A 5034-nucleotide genomic window follows, 5' to 3' on the forward strand; every position below is an offset into this window, starting at 1 on the left:
GAAGTCCAGGTAGCGGCCCATCACCCGGTGGAGGCGCTCGGAGAGCGGGCCCTCGGCCGTGCGGATTCGCGCTAGACGCCGGCGGGCGGCCCGCCGGCGGGGTGCTCGTGCTCCGGCTCCTCGTCCAGCTGCGCCTTGATCGGCGGCGGCGCCTTCAGCAGGATCTGCCAGGTCACGTACATCGCCAGCAGCAGCGGCGGGATGCCCAGGGCGACCTTGAGCCAGCCCAGCAGGTTGACGTTGTGGGTGAAGTAGAGCGGGAAGAGGATCACCGGCTTGATGCCCATGATCAGCACCCACGCCCAGGTGGCCTTGGTGTAGGCGGCCAGCCGGCCCGGGTTCTGCTTGCGCCAGGTGAACATCTCGCCGGTCACCGGGCCGAGCATGATGCCGATCAGCGGCCAGCGGACCAGCGCCGAGACCGCCAGGCCCACGCAGTAGCCGACGTTCCAGAGCAGACCCGGCAGGTAGAAGTTCTCCGCCTTGCCGGTCTTCATCGAGATCCAGGCGCCGATGGCGACACCGAACACCCCGCTGAAGGCGTGCTGGACGGTCTCCCGCTTCAGCAGCCGCGCCACCACGAACAGCGCGCTCAGGCCCAGCGCCGCCCAGGCGGCCGCCGGAACCTCGTGGGTGATGTTGTAGGTGATGATGAAGACCAGGCCGGGCAGGGTCATGTCGACCATGCCGCGGACCCCGCCGAACGCCTTCATCACGGTGTCGGCGGCCTCGCGGGAGGCCTGCGCCTGGCGGGCCGCCTCCTCGTCGTGGTCGATCTTCATCAGGCCGAGCTGGGCGGCGGGCTCGCCGCCGGGCTGGTTGCTCACGCTCATTCGCTCCCGTGTCCGACCGGACGCAGCTCGTAGCGGGGGTTGAACAGCACCCGGCGGCCGCGCGCGTGGCCGATCCGGCCGCTGGCGACCAGTCGGCGCCCCGGCTCGATGCCCGCGATGGAGCGGCGCCCGAGCCAGACCACGTCCAGCGCCTCGGTGCCGTCGAAGAGCTCCGCCTCCAGCGCGGGCACGCCGGCCCGCGGGCGGAGCGTCACCGTGCGCAGGGTGCCGGCGACGGTGACCAGTTGCCGGTCCCCGCAGCTGGCGATCGGCGTGCAGCCCGACTCCGCGGCGCTCTCCTGGCGCAGCTCCTCGGCCTCCAACTCCTCGGTGGAGGAGGTCAGCCGGCTGAGCATGCGGCGGAAGCGCCCCTGCGGCGGCCCGCTGCTGTTGTCACCACTCATGCCGGAAGGGTACCGGTTCCAGGGCCCCCGGCGGCAGGCCGCACAAGCCGCCGGGGCTCCGCGCGGGCGGTCGGCGGCGGCCTCCGGCACACCGGGACCGGCCCGCCCGCTCACCCCTCGAAGCGGTAGCCCATGCCCGGCTCGGTGATGAAGTGCCGCGGGTGCGAGGGGTCGCGTTCGAGCTTGCGCCGCAGCTGGGCGAGGTAGACCCGCAGATAGTTCGTCTCGGTCCGGTAGGCCGGGCCCCAGACCTCCTGGAGCAGCTGGGTCTGGCTGACCAGCCGGCCCGCGTTGCGGACCAGGACCTCCAGCAGATGCCACTCGGTCGGGGTAAGGCGGATGTCGACGCCGTCGCGGTTCACCTTCTTCGCCGCCAGGTCGACGGTGAAGCCCTCGGTGACCACCACCGAGCCGTCCTCCCCGGCGACCGGCTCGGCCCGGCGGACGGCGGCGCGCATCCGGGCCAGCAGTTCGTCCATGCCGAAGGGCTTGGTGACGTAGTCGTCGGCGCCGGCGTCCAGCGCCTCGACCTTCTCGTCGGAGGCGTGCCGGGCGGAGAGCACGATGATCGGCACCCGGGTCCAGCCGCGCAGGCCCTTGATCACCTCGACCCCGTCCATGTCGGGCAGGCCGAGGTCGAGGACGACGACGTCGGGGTGGCGGGCGGCGGCGAGTTCCAGGGCGCTCGCGCCGTCATGCGCCGCGTCGACCTCGTACTTGCGGGCCTTGAGGTTGATCACCAGCGCGCGGACGATCTGCGGTTCGTCGTCCACGACGAGGACCCGGGTCATGCGGGCTCCGCCTTTCGGGGCTGTCGGTCGGATCGGAAGTGGTCGTTCAACGGTCATCGGCGGACGGAACCGATCACGCCGGGGGCTGGGACGGCTCCGCTCCGCCGGGAGCGAGCGCGTCGGCGGCCGGTTCGTCAACGGCCGGCCCGTGGGGATCCAGGGCGCCGGGGCCCAGGGCGCCGGGATCCGGTCCGTCGGGATCCGGGACGCGTTCGACGGCGGGCAGGGTGACGACCATGGTCAGCCCGCCACCCGGGGTGTCCTCGGCGGACACCGTGCCGTCCATCGCCTCGACGAACCCGCGCGCCACCGCGAGCCCGAGCCCCACCCCGGCGCCGCGCGGCGCGTCCCCGTACCGCTGGAACGGCGCGAAGATCCGCTCCTTGGCGTCCTCCGGAACCCCCGGCCCCCGGTCCACGATCCGCAGCTCCACCCGGCCCGGCCCGGACGCCGGCCGCAACGCGTCCGCCTTGACCAGCACCCTCACCCCGGCCGGACTGTACTTGACGGCGTTCTCGACCAGATTGGCCAGCGACCGCTCCAGCAGCCCGCCGTCGGCCCGGACCATCGGCAGGGTCTCCGGCACGTCCAGCCGGACCGCCCCCGGCGGCACCCCGCCCAGCGCGAACGGCACCACCTCGTCCAGGTCGGTCTCCTGGATCAGCGGCGTGACCGTCCCGGTCTGCAGCCGGCTCATGTCGAGCAGATTGTTGATCAGATGATCCAGCCGGTCGGCGCCGGCCTCGATCCCCGCCAGCAGCTCCGCCTCGTCCTCCTCGTCCCACTCCACGTCCGCCGAACGGAGCGAGCTGACCGAGGCCTTGATCCCCGCGAGCGGTGTGCGCAGGTCGTGCGAGACGGCCGCCAGCAGCGCGGTGCGGATCCGGTTCCCCTCGGCCTCCCGACGGGCGGCCGCCGCCTCCCCCGCCAGCCGCCGTCGTTCCAGCAGCACGGCCGCCTGCGCGGCGAAGGCCCCCAACAGTCGGCGGTCCTCGCCCGGCAGCACCCTCCCGCGCAGCACCAGGGCCAGCGTCTCCCCGACCGGCACGTCCACGTCGGCCGTCTCCGGCCGCTCGGGCGGACGCGGGCCCGCCGTCGCCACCGCCTGCCACTCGGCGGCCCGGTCGGACCGCTCCAGCAGGGCCACCGACTCCTGCTGGAAGGTCTCCCGGACCTGCTCCAGCAACGCGGTCAGCACCCCGTCCCCGTTCGGGGACCCGCGCAGCACCGTCCCGGCCAGCGCGCTCAGCGTCTGCGCCTCGGTCTGGCTGCGGGCCGCCTGATGGGTGCGCCGGGCCGCCAGGTCGACCACCGAGGCCACGGCCATGCCGACGGTGGTGAATATCGCCACCGCCATGATGTTCTGCGGCTCGTCGATCGTGAGCGTGTGGATCGGCGGCGCGAAGTAGTAGTTCAGCGCGGTGGAACCGACCAGCGCCGAGGCGATCGCCGGGAACAGCCCGCCCACCAGCGCCGCGCACACCGTCAGCGACAGGAACAGCATCATGTCCGTGGTGAGGCCCAGGCCGTGGACGTTGATGAGCACCAGTGCCAGCAGCGGCGGCCCGGCCACCCCGATCAGCCAGCCCGCGACCGTCCGCGTCCGGCCCAGATCGGTCACCTTGCGGATCGGAATCCGCCCGCGGCCCTTCGCGGCGTGTTCATGGGTGACGATGTGCACGTCGATATCGCCCGACTCACGGGTCACCGTGCCGCTCACACCCGGCCCGTAGACGTACTGCCAGGCCGGCCGGCGACTGGTGCCCAGCACGATCTGCGTCGCGTTCACGCCCCGCGCGAAGTCCAGCAGCCCGACGGCCGGGTCGTCACCCAGGACGGCGTGGTACGAACCGCCCAGGCTCTCCAGCAGCGCCCGCTGCTCGATCAGCGTCTGCGACGACCCCGAGCCCGAACCGGCCAGCCCGTCCGAGCGGGAGATGTGCACGGCCAGCAGCTCGCCGCCCGACCCGCGGGCCGCGATCCGGGCCGCCCGACGGATCAGCGTCGCGCCCTCCGGCCCGCCCGTCAGCCCGACCACGATCCGCTCGCGCGCCTGCCAGGTCCCCTGGATCCCCTGCTCGGCCCGGTACTTCTGCAGGTACTCGTCGACCCGGTCGGCCGTCCACAGCAACGCCAGCTCGCGCAGCGCCGTCAGGTTCCCCGGCCGGAAGTAGTGGGCGAGCGCCGCGTCGATCTTCTCCGGCGCGTACACGTTGCCGTGCGCCAGCCGGCGCCGCAGCGCCTGTGGCGACATGTCGACGAGCTCGATCTGGTCGGCCCGGCGGACCACCTCGTCCGGCACGCTCTCCCGCTGCCGCACCCCCGTGATGCCCTCGACGACGTCGCCGAGCGACTCCAGGTGCTGGATGTTCACCGTCGAGATGACGTCGATCCCGGCCGCGAGCAGCTCCTCGACGTCCTGCCACCGCTTCTCGTTGCGACACCCCGGCACATTGGTGTGCGCCAGCTCGTCCACCAGCGCCACCCGCGGCCGGCGCGCCAGCACCGCGTCCAGGTCCATCTCCGTGAACACGGCCCCGCGGTGCGTCAGCTCACGCCGCGCCGCCACCTCCAGGCCGGTGACCCGCTCGGCCGTGTGCCGGCGCCCGTGGTCCTCGACGAACGCCACCACGACGTCCGTCCCCCGTTCCGACCGCCGGTGCGCCTCCGCGAGCATGGCGTACGTCTTACCGACCCCGGGAGCCGCCCCGAGGTAGATCCGCAGCCTGCCGCGTCCCATGTGCACCGTTCTTGATCCGACCGACTCTGGCGGCCATCCCGGACACCAGTTCCCTTCGCCTTCGAGACTACGGCGCAGGCTGCGTTTTGCCAGCGATCTGGGCCCTGAGCTGGGAGCTTTAGCGCCATCTTGATGGGGTGGGCCGGGCCGGCGAGGCTCGCCGGGCTCTCTGCGCTCTCTGGGCCTGAAATGCGAAAAGCCCCTGCCGGTATCCCCGGCAGGGGCTTCTCAGAAGAATTGTTCGGCGGCGTCCTACTCTCCCACAG

At 72.8% G+C, this 5034-nt stretch carries 4 protein-coding genes; all 4 read right to left on the reverse strand.

Annotated features, from left to right (window positions below; translation table 11 throughout):
- Nucleotides 1-71: 71 nt before the first annotated feature.
- Nucleotides 72-833, reverse strand: coding sequence for a DUF3159 domain-containing protein (locus ABD308_RS12650; RefSeq protein WP_425554754.1), 762 nt, complete (start codon nucleotides 831-833; stop codon nucleotides 72-74).
- Nucleotides 830-1237, reverse strand: a complete 408-nt coding sequence (locus tag ABD308_RS12655; RefSeq protein WP_344332787.1) for an OB-fold nucleic acid binding domain-containing protein — start codon at nucleotides 1235-1237, stop codon at nucleotides 830-832. Before ABD308_RS12655 ends, ABD308_RS12650 begins: the two co-directional genes overlap by 4 nt.
- Before the next feature lie 110 nt (nucleotides 1238-1347).
- On the reverse strand, nucleotides 1348-2028 hold the full coding sequence (locus ABD308_RS12660; protein WP_344332789.1) for a response regulator: 681 nt from the start codon (nucleotides 2026-2028) through the stop codon (nucleotides 1348-1350).
- A 73-nt stretch (nucleotides 2029-2101) separates the two neighbouring features.
- Nucleotides 2102-4768: an ATP-binding protein gene (locus tag ABD308_RS12665; protein ID WP_344332791.1), complete on the reverse strand. Its 2667-nt coding sequence runs from the start codon at nucleotides 4766-4768 to the stop codon at nucleotides 2102-2104.
- Nucleotides 4769-5034 lie beyond the last annotated feature (266 nt).

Origin of the sequence: Kitasatospora putterlickiae, from assembly GCF_039527695.1 — a bacterium.
GTDB lineage: Bacteria > Actinomycetota > Actinomycetes > Streptomycetales > Streptomycetaceae > Kitasatospora > Kitasatospora putterlickiae.

What these genes read in the sequence shown, in the direction of transcription:
- ABD308_RS12650 (WP_425554754.1), bottom strand. Translation starts at nt 833, where the DNA reads ATGAGCGTGAGCAACCAGCCCGGCGGCGAGCCCGCCGCCCAGCTCGGC.
- ABD308_RS12655 (WP_344332787.1), bottom strand. Translation starts at nt 1,237, where the DNA reads ATGAGTGGTGACAACAGCAGCGGGCCGCCGCAGGGGCGCTTCCGCCGC.
- ABD308_RS12660 (WP_344332789.1), bottom strand. Translation starts at nt 2,028, where the DNA reads ATGACCCGGGTCCTCGTCGTGGACGACGAACCGCAGATCGTCCGCGCG.
- ABD308_RS12665 (WP_344332791.1), bottom strand. Translation starts at nt 4,768, where the DNA reads ATGGGACGCGGCAGGCTGCGGATCTACCTCGGGGCGGCTCCCGGGGTC.